Below are 24,730 nucleotides of genomic sequence, written 5' to 3'. Positions count from 1 at the left end.
TTGACCAGACTCATCCGGCGCCGCGCCTCGGCGTTGGGCCTGGTGGCCGCCGCCGTACTGCTGGCGACCGGCACCGCCACCGCCGCGACGCCCGGAGACTTCGGTGCCCGGACCCCCGCGCACCGGACCGCGAGCGCGCACCCCGCCTCCTCGGCGGCAGCCCTGCCGGGCAGCTTCTCCTGGAGTTCCAGCGGCCCCCTGATCGCCCCGAAGCCGGACTCGACCCACAACATCGCCGGGCTCAAGGACCCGTCGGTCGTCTATTACAACGGCAAGTACCACGTGTTCGCCAGCACGGCGAGCGCCTCGGGATACAACCTGGTGTACCTGAGCTTCAGCGACTGGTCCCAGGCCGGTTCGGCCACCCACCACTACCTGGACCGCAGCGCGATCGGCACCGGGTACCGGGCCGCTCCCGAGGTGTTCTACTACGCCCCGCAGGGCCTGTGGTACCTCGTCTACCAGACCGGTAACGCGTCGTTCTCCACGAACCCCGACATCGGCAACCCGAACGGCTGGAGCGCTCCCCGCACCTTCTACGCGTCGATGCCGGACATCATCAGGCAGAACATCGGCAACGGCTACTGGGTCGACATGTGGGTGATCTGCGACAGCGCCAACTGCTACCTGTTCTCCTCCGACGACAACGGTCACCTGTACCGCTCGCAGACGACCGTGGCGCAGTTCCCCAACGGTTTCACCAACACCGTCATCGCCGCCCAGGACTCCAACCGCTACGCCCTGTTCGAGGCCGCCAACGTCTACAAGGTGCAGGGTTCCAACCAGTACCTGCTGATCGTGGAGGCGATCGGGTCGGACGGACGGCGTTACTTCAGGTCCTGGACCGCCTCCTCGCTCGCCGGTTCGTGGACGGCGCTGGCCGCCACGGAGAGCAACCCGTTCGCCCGGGCGAGCAACGTGACCTTCCCGGCCGGATCCTGGACCAGGGACATCAGTCACGGCGAGATGATCCGCGCCGGCCATGACCAGACCCTGACCATCCCGGCGTGCCGACTCCAGTACCTCTACCAGGGTCTCAACCCGGGCGCGAGCGGCGACTACAACAGTCTGCCCTGGCGTCTCGGCCTGCTCACCCAGACCAACTCGACCTGCTGACGGGCGGGCCTGCCCCGGCCAGGGGCAGGCCCGGCTCACGCCTGGGGGCGCGTCCCGTCGATCGCGATACGCCGTCCGTGACGGGAGTGCGGGTAGTAGTCCCAGACGGCGTGGTGCTGGACGCAGCGGTTGTCCCAGAACACCAGCGTCTCGGGCTGCCAGCGGACGCGGCAGTGCAGCAGCGGGGTGCGGGCGATGTGCTCGTACAGCATGGTGAGCAGCGCCGCGCTCTCGGCCGCGGACAGCTGCGGGATGTGCGAGGTGTAGGGGCCGTTGACGAAGAGGAGTTCCCGGCCGGTGTCGGGGTGGCGGACCACGACCGGGTGTTCGTTGCGCGGGACGTCGTACTCGGCGGGCGGCATCTGGCCCTGCGCCAGCCAGGGACGGGCTCCGTCGTGGACGGCGGTCAGCCCCCGCAGGAACGTCTTGAGCGCGGGCGACAGCATGTCGAAGGCGAGGTGCATGTTGGCGAACAGGGTGTCGCCGCCGCTGCCGACCTCCGGGACACGGGTGAGGTGCAGCATCGAGCCGAGCGAGGGCTCGGGGTCGGCGGTGCCGTCGGCGTGCCAGCCGTTGCCGGCGACCTCGCGGGAGTTCTTGTCGGCGCTGATCTCCAGGATGTACGGGTCGGCGTCCTCGGCGGGCAGCGCCACCGGGTGCAGCGGCCCGAAGAGGCCGGCGAACCGTTTGTGGTCGTCGGGTGTGAGGTGCTGGTCGCGGAAGACGAGCACGTGATGGGTGAGGAACGCCTGCTTGATCTCCTTCTCCTGCTGGGGCGACAGCTCCCGTGACAGGTCGAGGCCGGCTATCTCGGCGCCGAGCAGCGGGGTCAGGGGGTCGACGGTGAAGCTGTCGTAGGTCTCCGCGGGGCGGGTGGTGACGCGCTCGACGGCGTCCAGTGCGAACTGCTCCATCAGGGGCTCCTGTTCGGTGGGGCGATGGGGTGCGGCCGACCGTGAACACGGGGAGGGCGCGCGCGGGAACCGCGGTCAGAGGGTGGATGTCATGGCGCGCCGGTCACAGTCCGCGGGCCGGCAGGCCGGCGGACCGTGCGGTGCGAGACGTCGTGTCGTCGGGCCGGTGGCGGGTGCCGTTCCTCGGGGTGAACGGAGGCGCCCCCTCGTTGATCAACTCGGCGATGTGCTCGGCGTGCCGGCCGGTGACGATCTCGTAGTGCGTGGCGTCGACGTGGTGGACGGGTGAGCCGTCCGGCAGGAGCGCGCGCCACTCCCCCGCCGCGTGCTGTCGCGGAGCCGGCGCCGGCAGGTCGGTCACCGGCCGGTCGGCCAGCCACACGGTGGTGGGCGTCCGGAGCAGCCGCGGCGGGGTGTGCGCGGCCATCGCGGCGAGGTTCGTCCGGCAGCAGCGGGCGAGGCGTTCGGCGTACGCCTGTGCGGGGCCGGCGAGCGAGGTGGAGGCGGCGTTCTCGCGCGCGTCCTGGGCGTCGCGGGTCGAGTCCGGCGTGGCCCTGTCTCGCGCGTCGTCGGCATCGCCGGGGGTGAGGGGGTCGTTGCCCCGCAGTTCGTGGGCGAAGACCGTCCGCAGGTCGTGGTCGTCGTAGCTGTTCAGCAGCGCACCGGCGCCGGGGGCGGGCGGGTCGAGGAGGTACAGCGCCTCGGCGGGCCGGCCGGCCGCTTCCGCCTCGGCGGCCATGGACAGCGCGATCCAGGCGCCGAACGACCAGCCGGCGAACCGGAACCGCGTGTCGGGTCCGGGGAAGCGGGCCCGTACGGCGGCGAGGTAGCGGGCGGCCCGCTCGTCGACGGACCGGGCCGGCAGGCCGGGGTCCCGCAGGGCGGGGTCGGGGATCAGGCAGACCGTGGTCCGGGGGGCGAGCGCCGACACCAGCGGCCGGTACGCCTGGATGTCACCGCCGACCGGATGGACCAGGCACAGCACCTCGCCGCCTTCGCCCGGCTGCCACACCTCGACGCTCACCGTGTCGTCGCCGCTGTGCTCGCCGTCGTCCCGGGGGCTCACGGAGGGGGCGAGGTGGGCGAGGATCTCGTTGAGGCTCACGCGGTGGCCGAGGCGGGAGAGGTCGATGTCGACGCCGTGGCGGCGCTTCACCTCCGACAGGAGATCCAGCAGCGTGAGGGAGTCGGCGCCGAGGTCGTACAGGGAGGCGTCCGAGTCCAGGGCGTCGACGCCCAGCAACCGCCGTACGATGTCCGTCACTTCCTCCGGATGCTCCCTGACGTCGGCGGCGACGGCCTCGCCCGGAGCGGATGCGGCCGCTGTCGGGGACGCCGGCGCGGGCTCGTAGAAGAAGCGGGCCTCTTCGGGGGCGGTGGTGGACACCAGCAGGTGCGGGAGCTGGAGTTCGACGGCGTCCTCGAACACCTCCAGGGCTTCGGCGGTCGAGAGCCCGACCCGCAGGTGCGCCTGGTGGCGGGGGTCGGACCGGAGGGAGTCGAGGGCCATTCCGGTGTCGCGCCACACGTCCCAGCCGATCCCCAGCCGTACGGTGCCGGATGGGTCGGCGGGCCCGTGGTGGGCGAACGCGTCCAGGACGCCGGCACAGGCCGCGTAGTCGAACTGGCCGACGCCCCCGAACAGGGACGACAGCGACGAGCAGTAGACGGCGTAACGGGGACGGTGCTCGGCGATCAGCCGCTCGGTCAGGAGGGCGGCACGGAGTTTGGCCTGCGTGGCGTGCAGCAGCAGGTCGCCGTCCCGGCGGGCGAGCAGTCCTCCGGCCGCGGTGCCGACGGCGTGGATCACGCCGTCCAGCCGTCCGAGGTGCGGTGCCAGCCGTTCCCGTACGGCGTCGAGGGCGTCCTCGGCCAGGTCGGCCCGCACGACGGTGACGCGGGCGGACCAACGCTCCAGGGCGGACGGCAGCGCCGGCCGGCGGGCGAGCAGGACGACATGTCCGTCGGTGCGCTCCAGCAACCAGGCCGCCAGGGAGGTCCCGATGCCTCCGGTGCCGCCGAGGACCAGATGGGTGCCGGTCGCGCCGGTGAGCGTGGTGGGAGCCTGCGGGTGCGGGCGGGGCACCGGCCGGACGGCGGGACGCCACCAGTAGCCCTGGCGCAGGGCGAGACGCGGCTGCCGTTCGGGGACCTCACGCGTGTCGTCGAGGACCTGCGGCAACAGGTGCGCCCAGTCGACCGGTTCGGGGGTGGGCAGGTCGACCCAGCGCGCGTCCAGGCCGAGTTCCTGCCGGGGCACCTCCACCGCGCCCGCGAGCAGACCCAGTTCGGGCCGGCGCACCCGCCCGGTCACCGGCTGGGCGCCGTGCGAGAGCCACCACACGCGCGGCCTGCGCCCCTCCGGGAGGTCGGCCAGCGCCCGGCACAGTGCGGCCGGGGTGTCCAGGCACGCCCGGCGGGCCGCTCGCAGCGACGGTTCGCCGACCCTGCCGGTGACGGCGAGCGGCAGCGCGTGCAGCCAGTCCCACCCGTCCTCGCCGCCGTCCCGCACGGCTTGCAGCAGGCGCGTCAGCGAGGCGGGATCGGCGGGGTCGACCTCGTAGCGGTCCGGTGCGAGCCGGGCGTAGGCGGGGCCCGGGGTGACGTGCACGACGCGGGCGTACCGCTCGGTGAGTCGGCTCCACCCGGCCGGCGGGAGGGCGGCCTCGGAGACGACGACCACCAGGCGCGCGGCCCGGGTTCCGGTGGCGGGGAGGGCCCTTTGGGTGCGCGCCCACTCGGTCTGGTGCAGCCACCGGTCCAGGGGCGCCCTCGACGGCGGGGTCTCCTGCCGGGCCGGGGAGGCCACGGCCCCGGTTCCGGTCGTGGCGGGCCCGTCGCTCGCGGGCCCGGCCGGGGCGCGGGGGAAGTCGTGGTCGGTGAGATCGAAGGCGGGCGGGGGAAAGTCCCAGGGAGCCGGTGCCGTCGCGGGACCGGTCTGCCCGTCCTCGGCCGCCCCCACCGCACAGGAAAGCTCCGACTCCCGCCCGGGGAACGGGAATTGTGCCTGCCGATCGGCGACGGGCGGGCGCGTGGGTGTGCCGCCCACCGTGCGCAGCCAGACCACCGCGCTGTCGGCGTCGGGGCAGAGCGCCGCCGCCCGGTGGCGCAGCGCGGGCCGGCCCGCCTGGAGGTGGCGCAGGACCTGGGGGTACGTCTCCGGTCGGGCCGCGAGATAGTCGGCGACGCGTTCGGCGTCCGCGCGCAGGGCGCTCTCACTGGCGCTCGACAGGACGAGCCGCGGCGAGTCCACCGGGGCCGGAGCGGGGGCGGTGTCGCCGGGGTGTTCGAGGACGAGGTGGGCGTTGGTGCCGCCGATTCCGAAGCTGCTGACCGCGGCGACGCGCGGCCGGCCCGCGGGCCATGGCTGGGCGGCGACCGGTATGTGGAAGGGGCTCAGGTCGTCGCCGATCTCCGGGTTGAGGCGGCGGAAGTCGACGTTCGGCGGGATCACCCCGTGATGGACCGCCAGCGCGGCCCGCACGAGTCCGACGACGCCCGCCGCGGCACCCAGGTGCCCGATCTGGCTCTTGACGGAGGACAGGGCGCAGGACGCGGAGTCGGCGAGGCCGAACGCCTGGCGCAGTGCGCCCACTTCGACGGGGTCGCCGAGGCGGGTGCCGGTGCCGTGCGCTTCGACGTATCCGATGTCGGCGGCGACGCGCCCGCTGCGCCGCAGGGCGGTCCGGATGACCTCCCGCTGTCCGGCGACGGAGGGCGCGCTGTAACCGAGCTTGTCCGAGCCGTCGTTGTTCAGGGCCGAGCCGGTGATGACCGCGTAGACGGTGTCGCCGTCGAGCCGTGCCCGGCGTAGGGACTTGAGGACGACGACGCCGACTCCGCTCGCGCCGACCGTGCCGGCCGCGTCGTCACTGAACGGTCTGCAGTGGCCGTCCGGGGAGAAGATGTGCTGCGGGCGGTACACGTATCCGTCGGTGAGCTGGGTGTCGACGAGGACTCCCCCGGCGAGCATGACGTCGGCGTCGCCCTGCCGCAGCAGTCCGGCCGCGACATGCACGCCCACCAGGGAGCTGGAGCAGGCCGCCTGCACGGTGAACGCCGGTCCGGTCAGGCCCAGATGGTAGGCGGTCTTGGTGGCCAGGAAGTCCTTCTCGTGGTGCAGCGCCATGCGGAAACCGTCGGGCAGGTCGGCGGGATCGGCCTCGCGCAGCATCGCCTGGTAGTAGGTGTTCTCGCCGCAGCCGGCGATCAGGCCGACGCGGTGGGCGGCCGGGTCGGCGATGCCCGCGTGGGCGAGCGCCTCGACGCAGCTCATCAGCAGGTGCCGCTGCTGCGGGTCCATCAGCCGCGCCTCCTGGCGGCTGATGCCGAAGCGGTCCGGGTCGAAGGCGAGCAGGCCGTCCATCTGGCTGCGGGCCCCGACGAGTCCGTCCGCCGCGGGAAAGTGCTCGACGCCCCGTGCGCCCGTTTCGACCAGCCGCCAGAAAGCGGCCAGGTCCCGGGCTCCGGGCACCCGGACCGCCATGCCGACGACGGCGACGGCATCGTCCGGCGCGTGCTCCCGCTCGCCCAGGACCCCGGTGGTGGCGGGCGCCGGGTCGGGCCCGTCGAGGAAGCGGCTGAGCCGGCGGACGGTGACGTGCTCGAACAGGTCGGCCACGGTGAAGGTGAGACCGAGTTCGGCGCGGCAGCGCAGGTGGAAGCGCATCAGGTCCAGGCTGCTCGCCCCGGCGTCGAAGAAGCGCTGGTCGGGCGCCACGGGATGGCCGGTGGCCGTCTCGAACAGCTCGCACAGACGGGCCTCGCGCGCCGAGGCTGCGCCGGGTGGCATCGCCTCGGTGGCCCGCAGTGCGCGCCCGCTCGGGGCGGCGCGGCGGTCGAGCTTGCCGCTGGGGGTGCGCGGCAGGGCGTCCGCCCGGCGGTAGTCGCGGATCCGTACGTGCGGGGGCAGCAGTGCGGCGAGGTGGCGGTCGAGTTCACCGGGGTCCGGGTCGTCGCCGCGGATCCGCAGTACGGCCACCAGTCCGTCGCCGTCCCGCACCACCAGGGCGGCCATGATCCGGGGGTGCCGCGACAGGGCGGCCTCGACCTGCCCCAACTCCAGCCGGTGTCCGCTGAGTTTGATCTGCTCGTCGCGGCGGCCGTCGTAGTGCAGCAGGCCGTCGGTGTCGAAGTGGGCGTGGTCGCCGCTGCGGTAGAACGTGCCGAGCCCCGGCAGGTCGGTGAACCGCTCGCGGTTGAGGTCCGGGTCGCCGAGATAGCAGGGGGCGGTCATGGGACCGCCGATGAGGAGGTCTCCGGTGGCACCCGGCGGGAGGGGGGCACCGCCGGTGTCGACCACCCGCAGGACGGCGTTGGCCACCGGCCGGCCGATCGCGGGACGCGCCGGCCACAGCGCGGGATCGCCCTCCAGGCACAGGCTGCTGACGACATGGGTCTCGGTCGGCCCGTAGTGGTTGAACAGCCGGGCGGCGGACAGGCCGGAGAACCAGCGGCGGATGGCGTCGGTGCAGACGAGCTGCTCCCCCGCGGTGACCACCTCGCGCAGCCGGGAGGGGAACACGCCGAGGTGAACGCCGTGTTCGGCGAGCAGTTGCAGGGCGACGTACGGCAGGAAGAGCCGTTCGGCGCCGGTGGTCTCCAGTTGGTGCAGCAGTGCGGGCAGGTCCTGGCGCCACTCGGGACGCACCAGGTGCAGATGGCCGCCCGTGCACAGCGTGGTGAGGATCTCCTGGAAGGACACGTCGAAGGAGAGCATCGAGAACTGCTGGGTGGTCGCGGCGCCGCCCAGTCCGCCTGCCTCGCTCTGCCAGTGCACCAGGTTGCACAGGGTGCGGTCGGGGACGTCGACACCCTTGGGCGTGCCCGTGGAGCCGGAGGTGAACAGCGTGTACAGGGGGCGCAGTCCGTCGTGCCGGGGTGGCACGGGCTGTGGGCCGGGGGGTGGTGCGTCGGACAGGTCGACCGTGTGCCGAGGCAGGGCGGGCGGGGCGATCGCGTCGACGTCGTGGTCCCCGCCCGGTGCCACCAGGACGCACAAGGGGTCGACCTGGCGCAGGATCCGGCGCAGGAGGTCCGCCGGGTAGGCCGGGTCGAGGGGGACGACGGTGATGTTCAGGCGGGCCGCCGCCAGCAGTGCCACGATGTGCTCGGGTGACGGGGTCAGGTACAGGGCGACGCGGGCCGGCGCCGCGGGGTCGGCCGGCAGCGGGTGCCGGGACCGCAGCTGGTCAGCCAACCTGGCGGCCTGCGCGTCGAGTTGGGCGTAGGAGAGGGTGCGGTCCGCTCCGGTGACGGCGGGAGCGTCCGGTGTACGGCCGACCTGGCGGGCGAAGCCTTCCGCGACCGTCGTGAACGCGGGCGTCAGCTCGGGTCCGCGTCCGTGATCCGGCAGGCTGTGCCGGTACGGACCGACCAGGTCCGCCAGAGTCGTCGTGTTCGCCCCGTCGTTGAGCAGGTCCACACCGCGCCGGAACAACTCGGCCGCCGCCGTGACGCGTTCGGCGTCGATCCGGTCCTCGGCGTACTCCCACAGGCAGTCGAGTCCGCCGTCACGCTCGACGACGGACAGGGTGAGCGCGCACTTGGCCTCCGCCGGTTCGGGCCACAGCGGACGCACCCGGCAGCCGGGCAGCGTCAGCAGGTCGAAGTCGGTGTTCTCCAGGACGAACATCGCGTCGAAGGGCGGCCCGTCCACGCCGAAGGGGTGATCGGCCAGCACGTCGGACAGTGCCACGTCCTGGAGGCTGAGCACGTCGCCGGCCGTCGCGCTCTGGCGCAGCAGTTGGGCGCGGAGCCCCTCCTGCGGGACCAGGTCCGCCGGCAGCAGCACCGTGTTGGCGAACATGCCGACGGTGTCCTCGATCTCCGCCACGGGGCGTCCGGCGACCGGTGCGGCGATGAGCGGGCGGGTCGCGCCGGTCACTCCGTACAGGCTCCAGGAGAACACCGCGAGCAGCAACTGGAAGCGGGTGAGACCCAGTTCACCGCCCAGGCGGTCCAGACGCACTCGCTGGTGCTCGTCGAGCACGGTGACGCGCAGCCGCGCCCGGCCGCGTGCCGCTCCCGAGTGCGGGGCGAACAGCGGTTCCGGCGGGTCGAGTCGTGCGTAGAGGCGTCGGAGTGCGGCCCGCTGGTCACGGTAGGCGGGACTGCTGTGCCACTGCTGTTGCCACAGGGCGTAGTCGGCCGGGGTGACGGACGGATCCGCCGGAGTGGCGGCTGGAGCAAGAGGAGCGGCGGCCGGCCCGGTTGAGGCGCCGGGCAGGCCGGAGTCATGCAGGGGGCCGGCGTTGCCGGTCGTCGGGGCGTAGGTGGTGGACAGTTCGCTCAGGAGAACGTTCAGCGACCAGCCGTCGACCGCGATGTGGTGCAGGTGCAGCAGGAGGACGCGGCCGTCGGCACCGTCGAGCAGGCCCGCCCGCAGCATGCGTCCCCCGGCGAGATCGAAGGCCGGGGCGAAGAAGCGGGCGGCGGCCTCCCGCCAGTCCTCGCCGTCGCGGACGTCAGCCGGCTGCCAGGGGTCGTAGGGTTCCCCGATCGTCTGGAGCAGCCCGTCGGCGGTGGCGTGGAAGCCGGTGCGCAGCGCCGGATGCCGTCGCACCAGCCGGTCCAGTGCCGCGCGCAGCGCGTCCTCGTCGACCGCGCCGTCCAGCCGGAAGGCGAGCGGCACGTCGTAGGCGCGGCTGTGCGGGTCGCGGCGGTGCAGCAGCCACAGGCGCTGCTGCTCCGAGGTGGCCGGAGCGCTCCGCCGTCCGGTCGGTGCGGGCGGCGGCGGATACAGCGGCCCGGCGCCGCCGGTGGCGGCCGTGACGGCGTCGGCGAGGGAGGCGAAGTCGGCGCTCAGGACCAGCGACTGGGGGACGTCCGCCTGGAAGGCTCGGCGGATCTCGAAGCGCAGCCGCAGCGCCTTGAGGGAGTCGCCGCCGTTGGGTACCCATCGGTCGTCGGGCCGCAGGTCGCGGACGTCGAGAATCCCTTCGGCGAGCTGGAGCAACTTCCGCTGCTGTGCTGTCACTTCGGTGCTCGCACCGGTCGGTGTGCGGCGCCACGGCTGCGTGTGCGCGTTCAGCAGGGCGGATTCGTCGACCTTGCCGTTGGCGGTGCGGGGCAGCGCGTCCAGAAGGTGGGTGCGGTGCGGCCGCATGTACGGCGGGAGGGTCGCCGTGAGGTGCCGGTCGTACTCCTCCAGGGTCAGGTCCGAGCCCAGGACCAGGTGGGCGAGGAGTTCGTGGGCGCCGTCGGCGTCGCGGCGGGTGCAGACGTGGGCCTGCCGTACGGCCGGGTGGGCGGCCAGCTGGCGCTCCACCTCACCCGGTTCGACGCGGAACCCGCGCACCTTGACCTGCCGGTCGGCCCGGCCGACGAAGGTGATGAGACCGTCCGCGTCACGGCGGGCGAGGTCACCGGTGCGGTACCAGCGCTCGCGGCCCCCGTCGTGCCATGCCAGCCGGACGAAACGGCGCTCCGTCTCCTCTGGCAGATTGCGGTATCCGGCCGCAAGTCCCTCGCCGCTCAGATGGAGTTCGGCGACCTCGTCCGTTTCGGCCGGCCGGGAACCGTCGGCGACCAGCAGGGCACCGGTACCGGGCAGGGGTCGGCCTACGGGCACGACGTCACCGTCGAATCCGCGCGGAACGGGGTGGCACAGCGCGAACGTCGTGGCCTCGGTCGGGCCGTAGACGTTGACGAGTTGGGTCGCGCTCGCCGGATTGTCGCGGTACCAGCCGCGGATCCGGGCGGCGTTGAGCTGCTCGCCGCCCACGAGCACCCGGGCGACGGAGTCGAAGCAGTCGGGCGCCTTGTCCACGACGGCGTTGAAGAGCGCGGTCGTGACGAACAGCGTGTCGATGCGGGTACGGCGCAGGGTGTCGGCCAGCAGACGCGGGTCCTGGGTCTGCTCGTCGCTCAGCACGACACAGGTGCCGCCGGTCAGCAACGGCACCCAGATCTCGAAACTCAGCGCGTCGAACGCCGGGTTGGACAGGCTCGCGCACCGTGCGCCTGCCGCCGGGCGGAGGGGTCCGGGACTCGCGAGGCGCAGGATGCCTGCGTCCCCGACCTCGACCCCCTTGGGCATGCCGGTGGTACCGGAGGTGTAGAAGAGGAAGGCCGCGGGTGCGCCGGCTGGAGAGTCCGGGCCGTCGGCTGAACCGTCCATGGCGGATGGCGGGTTGCCGTTCGAGGTGGAGAGCAGGTCGGCCGCGCTCACCCGCGTGACCGAAGGGGTGTGGGGGCTGCCGGCCGGGTCGTCGTGGACGAGGGCCACGGCGCCGGAGTCGTCGAGGATGTGGCGGCGGCGGCCGGCCGGGCTCTGCGCGTCGAGCGGCACCACGGTCGCCCCGGCGCGGCGGATGCCGAGCATGACGCACACGAGTTGCCAGGACCGCGGCAGACAGACCGCGACGGCCTGGCCGGCGAGCACTCCGCGCGCCCGCAGACCGTGGGCGACGATTTCGCTCAGGCGGTCCAGTTCGGCGTAGTCCAGCACGTGTTCACCGTCCGCGACGGCGGGCGCGGCCGGGCCGCGGCGTGCCTGGGCGAGCACGGCGCCGGCCAGTGTCCGGGCGGGAGAGGCGGTGTTCCCTGTCATCGCGCCCGCCCTCCCACGACGGTCGACGCCGCGGCGAGCACGGCGAGTTCGCTCTCGATCTGCCGGGCCACGCACGGCACTCCCGCGCTCTCCAGCACCTCCCAGTGGTCGCAGTCCAGTGGCTCGACCCGGAAGTGGCCCTGGGCGCGGCGCCGCCAGAAGTCGCGCACCTCGGGCAGGAGGGACGGATCGGCGTCGCCGCCGACGGCCTGGACGAGGGTCAGCCGGGCCGCGGAGGGCGCCGGAAGGTGCTCGCGGGCGGTCATCCGGTTGTGGTTGTAGATCCGGTGGTACCGGTCGATCTGCTCGTCGTCGATGCCCGGGTACATGCCGTTGAACTTCACGAGCTTGTCCCTGAACTCGGCCAGGTCCACCGGGCCGACGGCGGCCCGGGCGGCGGGGTCGTCGGTGGCCTGGGTGTCCAGGAGGACGACACTGACGTCCTCGCGGCCCGCCCACGCCAGGCGGCGGCCCATCTCGTGCGCGACGAGTCCGCCGTACGACAGACCGGTCAGGACGAGCGGGCCGGGACCGAGCGGTTCGACGAGCCGGAGATAGTGCTCCGCCATCACCTCGACGGTGGGCAGGAAGTGTTCACCGGGGTTCACGCCCGGCGCCTGGACGCCGTACAGCCCGACGCTGCCCGGCAGCGCCTTGGCCAGCGCGAGGTAGCAGAACGCGGTACCGCCCGCGGGGTGGACGCACACCACGTGCCCGCCGCCGTCGCCCTGCCTGAACGCGATCAGCTGACTCGGCGGCGGTCCCGACGTGCCCTGCCGGATCAGGCCGCCGAGATCCTCGATGGTGGGGTGCAGCATGATGTCGCGGACCGGGAGCGTGGCCCCCAGGGCTTCGCTCACGGCGTGGGCCATCTTGATGGCCGACAGGCTGGTGCCGCCGAGGTCGAAGAAGCTGTCGCGGACGCCGATGTCGGTGTGCAGCAGGATCGACCGCCATATCTCGTACAGCGTCAGCTCGATGTGGTCGCGGGGGCTGGCGGTGTTCACCTGGGTGGGCGCCGCCTCGTCCGCGTGACGCAGCAGGGCCTCCCGGTCGAGTTTCCCGCTCCGGCTCAGCGGCAGGGAGGGCAGGTCCACGACGAGCGCGGGGATCATGTAGTCCGGCAGGCGCTCGGCCAGCGCGGCGCGCCATTCCCGAGGGGACCGGCCGGGGGCGTCGCCGCGGCCCACGCCCGCCACCAGGCGCAGGCCGCCCGGGGCGTCCCGGTCGGCCAGGACGGCGGCCTCACGGACTCCGGGGACGTCCAGCAGGGCGGCCTCGATCTCGGCCGGTTCGATGCGGAAACCCCGCAGCTTCACCTGGTCGTCGGCCCGTCCCAGGTAGACGGCGTTCCCGTCGGGCAGACGTCTGGCCAGGTCGCCGGTGCGGTAGACGCGCTCGCCGGGGACGAAGGGGTCGGGCAGGAAGCGTTCGCCGGTGAGATCGGGACGATGGAGGTAGCCCGCGGCGAGGCTCGCCCCGCCGAGGTATACCTCGCCTGCGACCCCGGCGGGCACCGGCTGCATCCGTTCGTCCAGCAGATACATGCGGGTGCCCGCGAGCGGACGTCCGATGGGGCAGGGCCGGTCCAGCGGCTGCGGGTCGTAGTAGGCGGTGCTGTAGAGCGTCGCCTCCGTCGGGCCGTATCCGAAGCAGACCCGCAGGCCGGCCAGGTACTGCCCCATCCGGTGCAGGGCGCTCTCCGGCAGGGACTCCACGCCGGTCAGCAGGTGGCGCAGGGCGAGGCCCGCCAGCCGTTTCTCCGGGTCCTCGTCGATCCAGCGGACGTAGGCCGGAGGCAGGAACGCCTGCACGACCCGGTGTTCCCGCATCCAGCGCATCAGCGCCTCCGGGTCCGTACGCAACTCGTCGGGTACGACGTGCAGTTCGGCGCCGGTCGTCAGCGGCAGCAGCAGCTCGTGCACGGAGGCGTCGAACCCGATGCTGGACCACGCGGACGTGACCTCACCCGGGGTGCGGCCCATGCGGGTCAGCCAGTTGTCGAAGAGGTTGATGACACTGCCGTGGGTGACGGCGACACCCTTGGGTCTGCCGGTCGAGCCGGAGGTGTAGATCACGTAGGCCAAATCGGAGTGATCCGGTGCTATGTGAGGTGCTGTGTCAGTGGTGGCCTCGGCTTCGACGTCCCTCAGGGGAAGCCATACGGCGGGATGGTCGTCGGGGTCGGCGCCGGCGGGGCCGCGGAGGCGGCCGGGTTGGTCGGTGGAGTCCGGGCCGGCGGAGTTCCGGGGGCCGTCGGGACGGTCGGCAGGGTCCGGGGCCGCGGGGTTCCGGGGGCCGTCGGGACGGTCGGTGGGGCCGGGGCCGACGGGGCTGCGGGGGCCGTCGGGACGGTCGGTCAGGACGAGGGCGGGGAGGGCGTCCGCCACCATGGCGTCCAGTCGGCGCCGGGGCTGCGCAGGGTCGAGCGGGAGATAGGCCGCACCCGACTTGAGTACGCCGAGCACGCCCACGACGAGGTCCGTCGAACGTCCGGCGTGCAGTCCCACCACCTCTCCGCGGCCCACCCCACGGGCGCGCAGGGCCTGGGCCAGCCGGTTGGCGCGCCGGTCCAGGGAGGCGTAGTCCGAACGCTCCTCCCCGCACACCAACGCGTGCTGCTCCGGGCGGAGTCGGACCTGCTCGTCGAAGCGTGCGAGAAGTCCGGGCGTACGGGCGAAAGTGGACGGGCCGCGTCCTTGGGCAGCGCCATCGGCGATCCCCGCTGTGGCGTCCCCCTCGGCCAGTAACCGCAGCCGCTCCTCGGCGTCCACGAGTTCCAACGCGGCGATCTCCGTGTCGGGCCGCTCGGCGATGTCGGCCAGCAGATGGCGCAGATGCCGTACGAAGCGTCGTGCGGTGTCCTGGTCGAAGAGGGCGCGCGCGTAGTCGAGGTGGCCGACGACTTGCCCGTCCGACTCGGTCAGCACCAGTGCCAGGTCGAACTTCGCCGGGGCGTGGGGGATGTCGAGGGGTTCGACGTCGATGCCCGGCAGGTCGGTGAGGTCCCGCCGCTCGGGCTGCCAGGCGCACATCGTCTGGAACAGCGGGGTGTGGGCCACGCTGCGCGGCGGGTTGACCAGTTCCACGACACGTTCGAAGGGCAGGTCCTGGTGGTCCAGGGCGGCGCGCAGCACGGCGCGCACCCGCTCCAGGGCCGTGGCCGCCGTAGGAGTGCCCGACAGATCGACGCGCAGCGGCAGGGAGTTCACGAAGAAGCCGATGGTCCCGGACGCGTCGCGGTGCCGACGGTTCGCTGTCGGAGTGCCCACGACCAGGTCGGTGCTCCCGCTGAGCCGTGACATCAGCACGGTCCAGCCGGTCAGCACGGCCACGAACAGGGTGCCGCCGTGACGGCGGGCGAGAGCGCGCAGCGCGGCGGTGAGCTGGGCGTCGAGGGTGAACTCGACCCGCGCGCCCCGCAGGTCCTGTTCGGCGGGGCGCGGCCGGTCAGCGGGGAGCACGGACAGCGGCGGTGCGTCGCGCAGCTGCTCCTGCCAGTACGCGGCCTGGTCGGCGAGTTCACCGCCGAGGACGCGCTCGCGCTGGGCCCGGGCGTGCTCGGCGTAGTCCAGGGCGAGCGGCGGCAACGGGTCGGCTCCGCCGCCGAGCAATGCGGTGTAGACGAGACCGAGTTCACGCATCAGCACGTTCATGGACTGGCCGTCGAAGATCGTGTGATGCATCGTCATCAACAGCACGTGGTGATCGTCGGCGAGTGTGACGAGCCGTCCACGGCAGAGGGGACCTCGCGCGAGATCGAACGGGTCGGAGGCCTCCGCCAGGCGCAGGGCGTCGAGTCGGCTTCTCGCGTCGGGCAGGCTGGTCAAGTCGTCGGTGCACAGCGGGAATCCGGTGCCCGGTGCGTCGACGTGCTGGAAGACCTCGCCGTCCACGGCGAGGAGGCGGGTGCGCAGGGCCCCGTGGCGTGCGAACAGCGTGTCGAGTGCCCGGCCGAGCAGCTCACGGTCGAGCGGGCCGCGCAGGGTGAAGGCCAGCGGTTCGTTGTACGCCTCGTTCGCTCCCGGCAACTGGGAGAGGAACCAGAGCCGTTGCTGGGCGAAGGAGGCCGGCGCGAGGCCGGGGTCGCCCTCGCGGGCTCCGGCGCCGGCGTGACCGGCTGCCGTCGAGGGGTCGTGAGCTGACGGAACATGCGGGACGTGGGGCGTGTCTTGCACCGACAAAGCTGGCTCTTCCCGTCTGCAGGGGTACTGGTTGCGAGAGTCACGGACGCTGTGGGGTCGGCACGCGCGGAGCCGGGTCGCGAGGGCGGGGCCGCGTGGGCCGGCCCCCACAAGAGGTCGGCGGGAACCCCGGTCGGGGGTGCCCGCGCGGAGCGGTGTCAGGAGGCGCGGCGGGGCGGGCTGTCGGGCGCCCGGTCGGGTGCGCGACGGAGGAGGCGGCCGGCGCCCGGACAGCACGTCGGCCGTCGGCAGGGCAGCGCACGGAGACCGGTCCGTCTCACACGCCGCGGTGAGGTCGTGACAACGTTGCCGCCATGTAACGGACCTCTGCCGAGGCCACCGCCATCCGCCATACCCGGTACCAGCTTCCCTGTTCACGGCACCACACGGGCGTGGTCGCACCATTCGGCTCCGTCGCCGATTCCGGCCACCTGAACGCAACGAGATAATTGATCAGGGAACGGAAGCCTGTCAATGGCCTCCATTTCGATGACCGCCGGATCCCCGAAGCGTCGCTTTTGGGATCGGGTTACGGATTGGGCGGTACTGCACCAAATAAAGGGGGACGGCTCGAGCCGGGTCGACGGCGGCTCCGGGCGGAGCGGCACGTGGAGCGAGATTCACTTCTGCGAGCGTCTAGACGATGGGATGACCCACATGTGCACTGGTGTGTGCTGCGGTTCGAAGCATGCCCGCTGCAATAGCTAACCCTATGGGAGGGAGGTGGGGGCACCACTCCCCCACCGACAGCGACCGCATTCCGAAAGGCCACAGTTTGATGTGCGAGAAGCGTGGGCAGTCATAACGGTTCGCCAAATTGACGAACCGTGGCACTGCTCGGGGAAGGCGAAATGCAAACACGTCGCCAGAATGAAAGTATAAATTCCTCCTTCCGGCTTGCGTGTATCAAAATTTTCGCCATACACATGTCGGCCGAGCGGCCGCGAAGCACCGACTGCGAGCGACCTGACGAGCGGAACGGCGGCCAACAGCCCCTGCACCGTGGGGACGGTGGCCGTACGGGTCATGGTGATCGACTCGACGCCGGGCCAACCCGTCTTGACCGCCCATGAGTTCGCGTGCCTGACGGAGTCGACAGCCTGGCCAGGTGCAGCGGACTGAGCGGGCCGTCGGTGCTGTCGTGGGTGCGGCGGTCGGTGACGCGCTGGGTGCACCGTTCGAGTTCGGTCCTCCAGGTGTGTTCTCCGCCCGGCTCCCCGTTCCGGGGGCCGGTGGCGAGATGTGCGGGGGCGGTGACTGGGGGCCGGGCGAGGCCACGGACGACACACAGATGGCCGTCCTGGTCGCGGAGTCACTGCTTGATCGGGGCGGACTGGACGGACCGGACATCTTCGCGCGCTTCCAGCAGTGGGCGGCGGCCGATCCCAAGGACATCGGCTTGCAGACGGAGGACGTGCTGACCAACGGCATGCCGTGGGATCTGGCCGCCGCGATCCACTTCCAGGTCAACCGGAGGGCCGCCGGCAACGGCTCACTGATGCGGGCGTCGAGCTCCGCGGTGTACTACGCCCGTGCCGGCCGACCGAGCACGATGGACGCGGCCCGCCGCATCGCCGCTCTCGCAAGCCGCTTCCCGCGCCCGCGAGTTCGATCGCCGCCGGGGCGAGGGCGGCGTGGGCGCGGTGCATACAGGTGGGTTCACTCCTGGCGGGGCAACCCGCCCGCGGACCCTGCATGGACCCGCCCGCACACCCGCCGGGGCGACCCGCCCGTGGACCCTGGCGGGTCGACCGACCCGTGGACACGGTGGGCCGACCAGCCGCAGGTCCGGCGGCACGGCCAGCCGCAGTCCCGGTGGCGCATGCCGCGCCCCGCCCGACCGCCGGGCCGTCAGTGGGTGGGTGTCGACGACGAGGAGACCGCCGCCCGGGCCGCGCGTTCGACCAGCGCGATGCCGTCCCGCATGGACGTGTTGCCGTCGGAGAGCACGGCCACGAGGTAGTGGTGTCCGCAGGCCGTGATCCGGCCGACGCTGTTGATGTCCCACAGTCCGGTCGTGTTGCGCTGGAGCCAGCCGTTCTTCAGGGCCGAGCCGGAGTCGGAGGCCGCCGAGACACCCCAGGTCTGGTCGGCGGCTATGTGGTTCATCTGGGTCCGGATGTAGTCCCGCGAGGCCGCGCTCAGTCCGGTCCCCCCGGCCGGTGCGGGCCGGCCGGTGTCGAACACCGCGCGCAGCAGGCGGATCTGGTCGGTGGCCGTGGTCCGGGTGAGCCCCCACTTGGCGCCCGTCCCTCCCGTGGTCGAGGTCAGTCCGAGCCGCTTGTTCGCCGCCTCCAGTCCGGACGCCATGCCGATGCGCCGCCACAGCGCGTTCGCCGCCGCGTTGTCGCTGCGCTGGATCATCGCTGCGGTCTCGGCCCGCTCCTGCCGGGAGAGCGGACGTCCGGCGTCCTGCGCCTGGAGCAGGGTCGTGGCGAGGATGTCGACCTTGATGATGCTGGCGGTGTCGTAGGGGGTGTCGTCGCCGTAGACGCGCGGCGTGCCGGCCCGGGCGTCCAGGTCGAGCACCGCGGCCGTCACCCGTGCCTTGCCCTGCGGCTGCACCCCCGGGACGCCGGCCACGGCGGTACCGGAGCGCGACGGTCCGGTGGCGGCGACCGCGGGGGCGAGGGCGCCGGCCCCCAGGAACGCGGCCACCGAGCCGGCGAGCAGCGCCGAGCGGACGCCGGTACGCCTGCCGCCGGGGACTCGTATCGGATGGCTCGGCGGGGGTGGCTGGGACGACGGGCGGTACGGCATGGGGGGCCTCGGGGGTTCGTGTACGGCGGTCGGCGGGCCCGCGGGCGTGGCTCGCGCGCGGTGGCGCACGGCCTGCGCCCGCGACTGGGCGCGTGACGGGGCGGACTCTGCGAACGTAGACAAGGAGGCCGCCGTACGACGTAACCGACGTCACGAAAAGCAGTGCTCAGCGGCTTTTGTGAGGATTGCCACGGCATGCCGGTCGAGGCCCGACCGATGACCTCGACCTCGGTTCGGACCCGCACGTTGATACCTTTGCCCAGGTCAAGCGTGGCGCGCCGGCCACGCCTGGCCGTTGCGGGCCGGGCACGTCGGCCGGCAGCGGTGACCGAGTGGCGGAGGGGCCCCCGGCGGGCCCGCTACATGGGATGGGTGGGCTGTGTCGGTCGCTGAGCTGGTCGAGGAGGTCAAGCCGCGGCTGCGCGGCTGGCTGCACGCGGCGATGGCGCCCCTGGTGTGTGTCGCGGGCGTCGTCCTGATCGCGCTGGCTCCGCCGGGCAGGGCCAGAGTCGCCGCCGCGGTCTACACGGCGTGCGGTCTGCTGCTCTTCGCGACCAGCGGCCTCTTCCACCGGGGCAGCTGGTCACCCCGCGTGTACGAGGCCCTGCGGCGCGCGGACCATTCGAACGTGTACCTGCTGATCGCCGGCACGTACACACCGATCGTGGTTCTGGGCCTGACGGGCACGATCCGCACCGTCCTGCTGTGGGAGATCTGGATCGGCGCCGCCGTGGGCATCCTATTCCGCTGCCTGTGGCCGTACGCGCCCCGAGCCCTCTACACGGCGCTGTACATCGCGCTGGGCTGGTCCCTCGCCCCCGCGTTCGGTCCGCTGATCCAGCACGCGGGGGTGACGGTGTTCGCGCTGACCCTGGCCGGCGGCCTGCTCTACACGGCCGGCGGAGTCGTCTACGGACTGCGCCGCCCGGACCCCTCACCGGCCTGGTTCGGCTTCCACGAGATCTTCCACGCCTTCACCGTCGCCGCGTGGATCTGCCAGTACGTGGCGATCAGCCTGCTCACCTACCGGCTGAGGTAGCCGCAGGGCGCCTACCGGATGAAGTGGCCGCCGGGCGCCTACCGGCTGAGATGGCCGCCGGGCGCTCGGCTCACGACAGCGGCTCGTGGCCGGCCACGTCGCCGCCCGGATCGTCCGCCAGCATCACGGAGGCGGTCGTGCGTTTGCCGACCGGTTCGCGGTGCACCTCGAAGCTCTGGCACACCGCCATCACGATCTCCAGGCCGTGCTGACCCACCCGGCCGGGGTCGGCGGCGCGGGCCACTGGCAGCACGGGGGCACTGTCCCAGACCGTGATCTGGACGCTGCCCCCGGCCAGCTCAAGGTCGAGGAGACTGGGGCCTGGCGCGTACTTGCACGCGTTCGTCACCAGCTCACTGACCACGAGCTGTACGACGCCCAGGGCCCGCTCCGACACCGGCAGCCCCTGCTCGGCCTGCACCCGCGTCAGGAACGCGGCGGCGAGATCGCGGGCCCGGGCGACGTCGGGCGGTCTGCCCTCGTACGCCTCCGACACGCGGAGCAGCTGCTCTTCCTCCAGCTGATCCCGTCTCCGGGCAGCCTCGTCCATGGACACCGCCCTCTTCCTGAGCGTCTCTGCTGCTCGGCAACACCTACCCGCGAAGCGAGGTGACAGCAGCCATCACCGGCATCGACCACGGTAACCGGCGAGTGATCCCTTCACTGCCCCGAGGGGGCCGACGACGAACCCGAGGTGACGGGCCGGTTCGGTGATCCGTGCGCATGACGGGAATCCTTTGGGCGCTAGGGTCCTGTCATGCCCCTCGGCGCTGTCGTCTTCGACTTCTTCGGAACTCTCACGCCCAGCACACCGGCGGGCGTCTGGGACGACCACGCGGCACGGAGCGCGGCCCCCCTCGGGATTCCCGCCGGAACGTGGCGTACGGCCCTGGACGCGTCGTTTCCCGACCGGGCGACCGGAAGCATGGGCGACCTGTCGGCGACCTTCCGCACGCTCGCCCTCCGCAGCGGCGTCGTACCGGACGACGAGTCCCTCGCCGCTGCCTGCGCCGCGCGCCTGGCCGCCCAGCGAGAGCTGTTCGTCCTGCGCGAGGACGCGGTTGCGACTCTGACCGCACTGCGCGCCCGGGGCCTGCGCGTGGGTGTGCTGAGTGACTGCACCGCCGAACTGGCCGAGTCCTGGGGGCGGTTGCCGGTGGCCGGACTCGTCGACGCGCGCGTGCTGTCCTGCGAGGAGGGGCGGCGCAAGCCCGATCCCGCGCTCTTCCGTCTCGTCGCCCGCCGTCTCGACGCCGATCCGGCGGACTGTCTCTACGTCGGCGACGGCGGCGGCGGTGAACTCACCGGCGCCGCCGGCTGCAGCATGCGGGCGTTCATGCTCCGGGCCGCTGACTGGGCCGACAACGACGCCCACGCACGCGAGGACGACTGGCCAGGCCCTGCCGTGTCGTCGCTGGCCGACGTCCTCCGGCTCGTGAAGACGTCACCGGGGGCGGACGCACGCTGACGGAGGCGGTCTGCCCCCGGCAGGACCTTCGCGGCACTCGGTCGGGGAGCGGCTCGGCGTAGTGGCGGAACGTGCCGCGCGACCGGTCATGCCTTCGTGGTGTGGCGCCCGTGTGCCACGACCTGGCTCGTGTCCCGCGGACCGCAGCACCCCATGCGCCCCGCCTCCCCCGTGTCGAGGGCGCCGCCCCGCAGCACCCCATGAGGATGCCACCGCCCCGCCCGGCGCCACCCCGCACGCCCACACCTCACGTCAGGTTGAGCCCTCCGTCGAGCATGATGACCTCGCCGGTCAGGTAGCCGCTGGCGATCACCGACGCCACCAGGTCGGCCACGTCGGCGGGCTGGGCCGGCCGGTGCATGGGGGCGCGGTCGCGCCACAGCTCGTGGGCCTGCGCCCAGTCCTTCGTCATCGGCGTGTCGACCAGCCCGGGTGCCACCGCGTTGACCCGCACCTCCGGTCCCAGCGCGGCCGCGAGCAGCCGGGTCACGTGGTTCAGCGCCGCCTTGCTCGCCGCGTACGGCACCGAGGATCCCTTGGGACGCACCCCGGCGTGGCTGGTGACGTTCACGATGCTGCCGCCCGCCGGGGCACGGCGCAGCGCCGGCAGTGCCGTCGTGCACAGCACCCACGGCGCGATCAGGTTGACCTCCAGGAGCCGGCGCCAGTCCTCCGGTGTCGCCGCGGCCAGGTCGTCGTGCGGGATGGGCCAGCTGATGCCGGCGTTGTTGACCAGTACGTCCAGCCGTCCGTACCGGTCGAGCGCCGACCCGACCAGACCCCGGGCCTCCTCCTCCACCGCGAGATCCGCCCGCAGGTAGGCGCCGCCGAGTTCGGCCGCCAGTGCCTGCCCGGCCTCCGTGCTGCTCCGCGAGTGCACGACGACCCGCATCCCGTCCGCGGCCAGCCGCCGCGCGACAGCTTCTCCGATCCCCGAAGTGGACCCGCTGACCAGGGCGACGGGCCGATCCGTCTCTTCCGTCCTCATCCCGCGGATCCTGCCACGCCGTCCGGGCGAGGGGTCGGCCCGGGGCGCGCGGAGGCCGTGAACGAGACTTGGACGAATGACAGTGATCACCACCGAGCGCCTCCGGCTGCGCCCGCTCACCACTTCCGACGCGGACGCCGACTGGTGGGTGCGCCTGCACGCCGACGACGAGGTCAACCAGTTCGTCGGCGCCTACACCCGCGAGCGGGCCGTGAAGCGTCTGCGTGACATCGCACAGCAGTGGGACCAGCGCGGGCACGGCCTGTGCGCCGTCGAACTGAAGGCCACGGGAGAGGCGATCGGCCGGAGCGGGCTGCACTGGTGGGAACAGTTCGACGAGACGGAGATCGGCTGGACGTTCGCCCGCGCGCACTGGGGCAGGGGCTACGCCACGGAGGCGGCCCGCGCGGTTCTCGGGTGGGGCTTCGGCACCCTGGGACTTCCGTTGATCACCGCCATGATCGCTCCCGGCAACAGCGCCTCGATCGCCGTCGCCGGCCGTCTCGGGTTCACGCCGCTCCGCGAGGACGAGATCCTCGGCCGCCCCTGTGTCGTCCACGGCCTGACCCGTGACGCCTACGCCTCAGTCTGAACGCCCGCACCACCAGGGGCAGTTCGGTATCCCCGACGTATCGCCGCACTGGCGACGAGGAAGCCCGGTGGGCGGGGCGTCGGGGGACGAGGCGCGCCGCCGTACGGACGGACGAAGTCGGCACCCCCCGACGACGGCGGCCGGGGCCCGGCGGTGTGCCGGGCCCCGGCCGGGGAGCCGGGGGCCGCTCATGGGCGGGCTCCGTCGGGGGGGCCGTCGTCAGGAGGCAGCCGGGCCGGCGTCCTTGGTGCCGGACAGCTTGGCGAGGAACTCGTGGCAGCGGGCCGCTCGTTCGGAGTCCTGGTCCATGACCGTACGGAAGAACTCGGCGATCTCCTTCTTGTTCGCGTTCTCCGCGTCGCGTACGTACTGGCCGTAGTCGTGACCGGTCTTCAGGGAGTGGCACTGGACGGAGACGAGGTCCGGGTCGTGCTGACGTCACCTGCCACCACCCAGGGCGCGACGATGGTCCACGCGCCGAGGGCCGCGGACGCGCAGGCCATGCTGTGGGTGCGTTCGCAGGCGCGGCCGAAGCCGCCGCTCATCAGCAGGGCGAAGGCGATACCGACGATCAGGTTGTTGACCGTGAGCCTCGACAGGTTGTTGAACCCGGCGATCCACGGCGAGGCCGCCAGGTAGAGGCCGGCCAGGAAGGCCATGGCCTCGATGGCCTGGGCCCGGGGTGTGGTCGCCGCGCGATCGGCCGACTCGTGCCGCAACGCGAGGATGTCGGGATGGGTTTCCATCGACGATCGGGGAGAGGTCGTCACTTCGATCACCTCGGGATCGCTGAGGGGTTTCGTCGAGCTGTGTCACCCGGGTTACCGAACGGTGCTGCTGAACGGCTTCGCTGATGGCGCGAGCACCCCGGAAGGACTCCCGAATCATCCCTTAGCTGGCTTTTATGTACATTTCCCTCCAGGCGGATCCGGGAAGATCACACGGCGACCCCCGTCGGGTCCTCCGCGCCGGACGAGCCGGCTCGCGATCACGTTGCGCTGGATCCCGTTGGCGCCCTCGCCGACGATCATCAGTGGCGCGTCCCGGACGTAGCGCTCGACATCGAACTCGGTGGAGCAGCGGTAACCGCCCTGAATCCGGACGGCGTTGAGCGTGATCTGCAGGGCCGTCTCGAAGGCGAACGGTTTCGCCGTGCCCGCGCCGAGGTGACCTTCGCATAGGCCGTACCCGTACCGGGCGGCCGTCCGCCAGAGGCTCCACCGTTGACAATAGGCAGGTAAATACCTGCATAATGAGCGGGTGAGCCTGGAAGAAGCGAAAGAGATGGACTCGGCCTTCAAAGCCCTGGCCGACCCCACCCGGCGACTGCTTCTCGACCGTCTGCGCGAGCAGAACGGCCAGACACTGCGCGAGCTGTGCGAGCACCTGGACATGGCACGCCAGTCGGCGACACAGCACCTCGACATCCTTCGGCAGGCCAACCTCGTGACCGTCGTACGGCGCGGGCGCGAGCGGCTGCACTACCTCAATCCGGCGCCGATCCACGAGATCGAGGAACGCTGGATCTCCAGCTTCGACAAGCCCCGTCTGCAGGCGATCAGCGCCATCAGGAACCAGGCAGAGGAGTACGCCATGAACGACGGACCCGCCTCCGTACCCACCTACGTCTACGTCACCTACATCCGCGCCAGTGCGGAGCAGGTGTGGCGAGCGCTCACCGACGCGGACCTCACGGCACGCTACTGGGCCCACGCCAACGTCTCGGACTGGCAGCAGGGCTCGACCTGGGAGCATCGGCGCGTCGACGGATCAGGGGCGATCGACGTCGTCGGCAAGGTGATCGAGACCGAGCCCCCGACGCGACTGGTCATCACCTTCGAGGACACCCCCGACGCGCAGCCGCCGAGGGAGCCGTCGGTCGTCACCTTCCTCGTCGAGCCCCACCAGGACATCGTCCGCCTCACCGTGACCCACGAGAGCCTCCCCGACGAGGCGATGCTCAAGGGCATCTCCGCCGGCTGGCCGGCCGTACTGGCGAACCTCAAGTCGCTGCTCGAGACCGGCGAGGTCCTCCCGCAGGCGCCGTGGGAGATGTCCGGCGCGCACGCCTGACACGGCGCTCCGCGCACGGGCACGGGCGCGGTGAGAAAGGAAG

Annotated in this window: 10 protein-coding genes and 4 pseudogenes; 6 read left to right on the top strand and 8 right to left on the bottom strand. The window is 72.4% G+C overall.

The features are described from left to right. Window positions 1-150: 150 nt before the first annotated feature. A pseudogene (locus ABZT03_RS21260) lies at window positions 151-1,116 on the top strand (non-reducing end alpha-L-arabinofuranosidase family hydrolase); the annotation flags it as partial. A gap of 35 nt (window positions 1,117-1,151) precedes the next feature. On the opposite strand, the gene ABZT03_RS21255 reads toward ABZT03_RS21260, so the two are convergent. The 3 genes from ABZT03_RS21255 to ABZT03_RS21245 all read right to left on the bottom strand — a co-directional run bounded on the left by ABZT03_RS21255 (window position 1,152) and on the right by ABZT03_RS21245 (window position 15,761). Further along, window positions 1,152-2,030 carry a TauD/TfdA family dioxygenase gene (locus ABZT03_RS21255; protein ID WP_356041508.1) on the bottom strand — a complete coding sequence of 293 codons (879 nt, stop codon included), beginning with the start codon at window positions 2,028-2,030 and terminating at the stop codon, window positions 1,152-1,154. Between the two features lie 103 nt (window positions 2,031-2,133). Continuing rightward, window positions 2,134-11,583: an amino acid adenylation domain-containing protein gene (locus tag ABZT03_RS21250; RefSeq protein ID WP_356041507.1), complete on the bottom strand. Its 9,450-nt coding sequence runs from the start codon at window positions 11,581-11,583 to the stop codon at window positions 2,134-2,136. Next, window positions 11,580-15,761, bottom strand: coding sequence for a condensation domain-containing protein (locus ABZT03_RS21245; protein ID WP_356041547.1), 4,182 nt, complete (start codon window positions 15,759-15,761; stop codon window positions 11,580-11,582). The genes ABZT03_RS21250 and ABZT03_RS21245 overlap by 4 nt, the downstream gene beginning before the upstream one ends. A 1,114-nt stretch (window positions 15,762-16,875) precedes the next feature. On the opposite strand from ABZT03_RS21245, the pseudogene ABZT03_RS21240 reads away from it, so the two are divergent. Further along, window positions 16,876-17,349 (top strand): annotated as a pseudogene (locus tag ABZT03_RS21240) (ADP-ribosylglycohydrolase family protein); the annotation flags it as partial. A gap of 269 nt (window positions 17,350-17,618) precedes the next feature. Here ABZT03_RS21240 and ABZT03_RS21235 read toward each other — a convergent pair. Next, entirely contained in the window at window positions 17,619-18,527 is a 909-nt protein-coding gene (locus tag ABZT03_RS21235) for a serine hydrolase (RefSeq protein ID WP_356041505.1), read from the bottom strand. A gap of 379 nt (window positions 18,528-18,906) precedes the next feature. Here ABZT03_RS21235 and ABZT03_RS21230 point away from each other — a divergent pair, with 379 nt between their 5' ends. Next, window positions 18,907-19,566, top strand: coding sequence for a hemolysin III family protein (locus ABZT03_RS21230; RefSeq protein WP_356041503.1), 660 nt, complete (start codon window positions 18,907-18,909; stop codon window positions 19,564-19,566). A gap of 70 nt (window positions 19,567-19,636) precedes the next feature. Here the strand turns inward: ABZT03_RS21230 and ABZT03_RS21225 are convergent, their stop codons facing one another. Next, window positions 19,637-20,116, bottom strand: coding sequence for an ATP-binding protein (locus ABZT03_RS21225; protein ID WP_356041501.1), 480 nt, complete (start codon window positions 20,114-20,116; stop codon window positions 19,637-19,639). Window positions 20,117-20,323: 207 nt separating this feature from the next. Between ABZT03_RS21225 and ABZT03_RS21220 the strand changes: the two genes are divergently transcribed. Continuing rightward, window positions 20,324-21,034: an HAD family hydrolase gene (locus ABZT03_RS21220; RefSeq protein ID WP_356041500.1), complete on the top strand. Its 711-nt coding sequence runs from the start codon at window positions 20,324-20,326 to the stop codon at window positions 21,032-21,034. Window positions 21,035-21,281: 247 nt separating this feature from the next. Here ABZT03_RS21220 and ABZT03_RS21215 read toward each other — a convergent pair whose 3' ends face one another. Further along, complete coding sequence (locus ABZT03_RS21215) at window positions 21,282-22,022, bottom strand: SDR family oxidoreductase (RefSeq protein WP_356041498.1); 741 nt, start codon at window positions 22,020-22,022, stop codon at window positions 21,282-21,284. Window positions 22,023-22,098: 76 nt separating this feature from the next. On the opposite strand from ABZT03_RS21215, the gene ABZT03_RS21210 reads away from it, so the two are divergent. Continuing rightward, window positions 22,099-22,614, top strand: coding sequence for a GNAT family N-acetyltransferase (locus ABZT03_RS21210; protein ID WP_356041496.1), 516 nt, complete (start codon window positions 22,099-22,101; stop codon window positions 22,612-22,614). A 419-nt stretch (window positions 22,615-23,033) separates the two neighbouring features. On the opposite strand, the pseudogene ABZT03_RS21205 reads toward ABZT03_RS21210, so the two are convergent. Further along, window positions 23,034-23,360, bottom strand: a pseudogene (locus ABZT03_RS21205) (SPW repeat protein); the annotation flags it as partial. 156 nt (window positions 23,361-23,516) lie between these two features. Then, window positions 23,517-23,780: pseudogene (locus ABZT03_RS21200) on the bottom strand (acyl-CoA dehydrogenase family protein); the annotation flags it as partial. Between the two features lie 118 nt (window positions 23,781-23,898). On the opposite strand from ABZT03_RS21200, the gene ABZT03_RS21195 reads away from it, so the two are divergent. Next, entirely contained in the window at window positions 23,899-24,687 is a 789-nt protein-coding gene (locus tag ABZT03_RS21195) for a metalloregulator ArsR/SmtB family transcription factor (RefSeq protein ID WP_356041494.1), read from the top strand. Window positions 24,688-24,730: the final 43 nt, after the last annotated feature.

The sequence above is a fragment of the Streptomyces sp. NPDC005574 genome, assembly GCF_040605435.1.
GTDB lineage: Bacteria > Actinomycetota > Actinomycetes > Streptomycetales > Streptomycetaceae > Streptomyces.
Note: the sequence above shows the minus strand (reverse complement) of the source record. Positions and strands in the feature narration are given on the sequence as shown.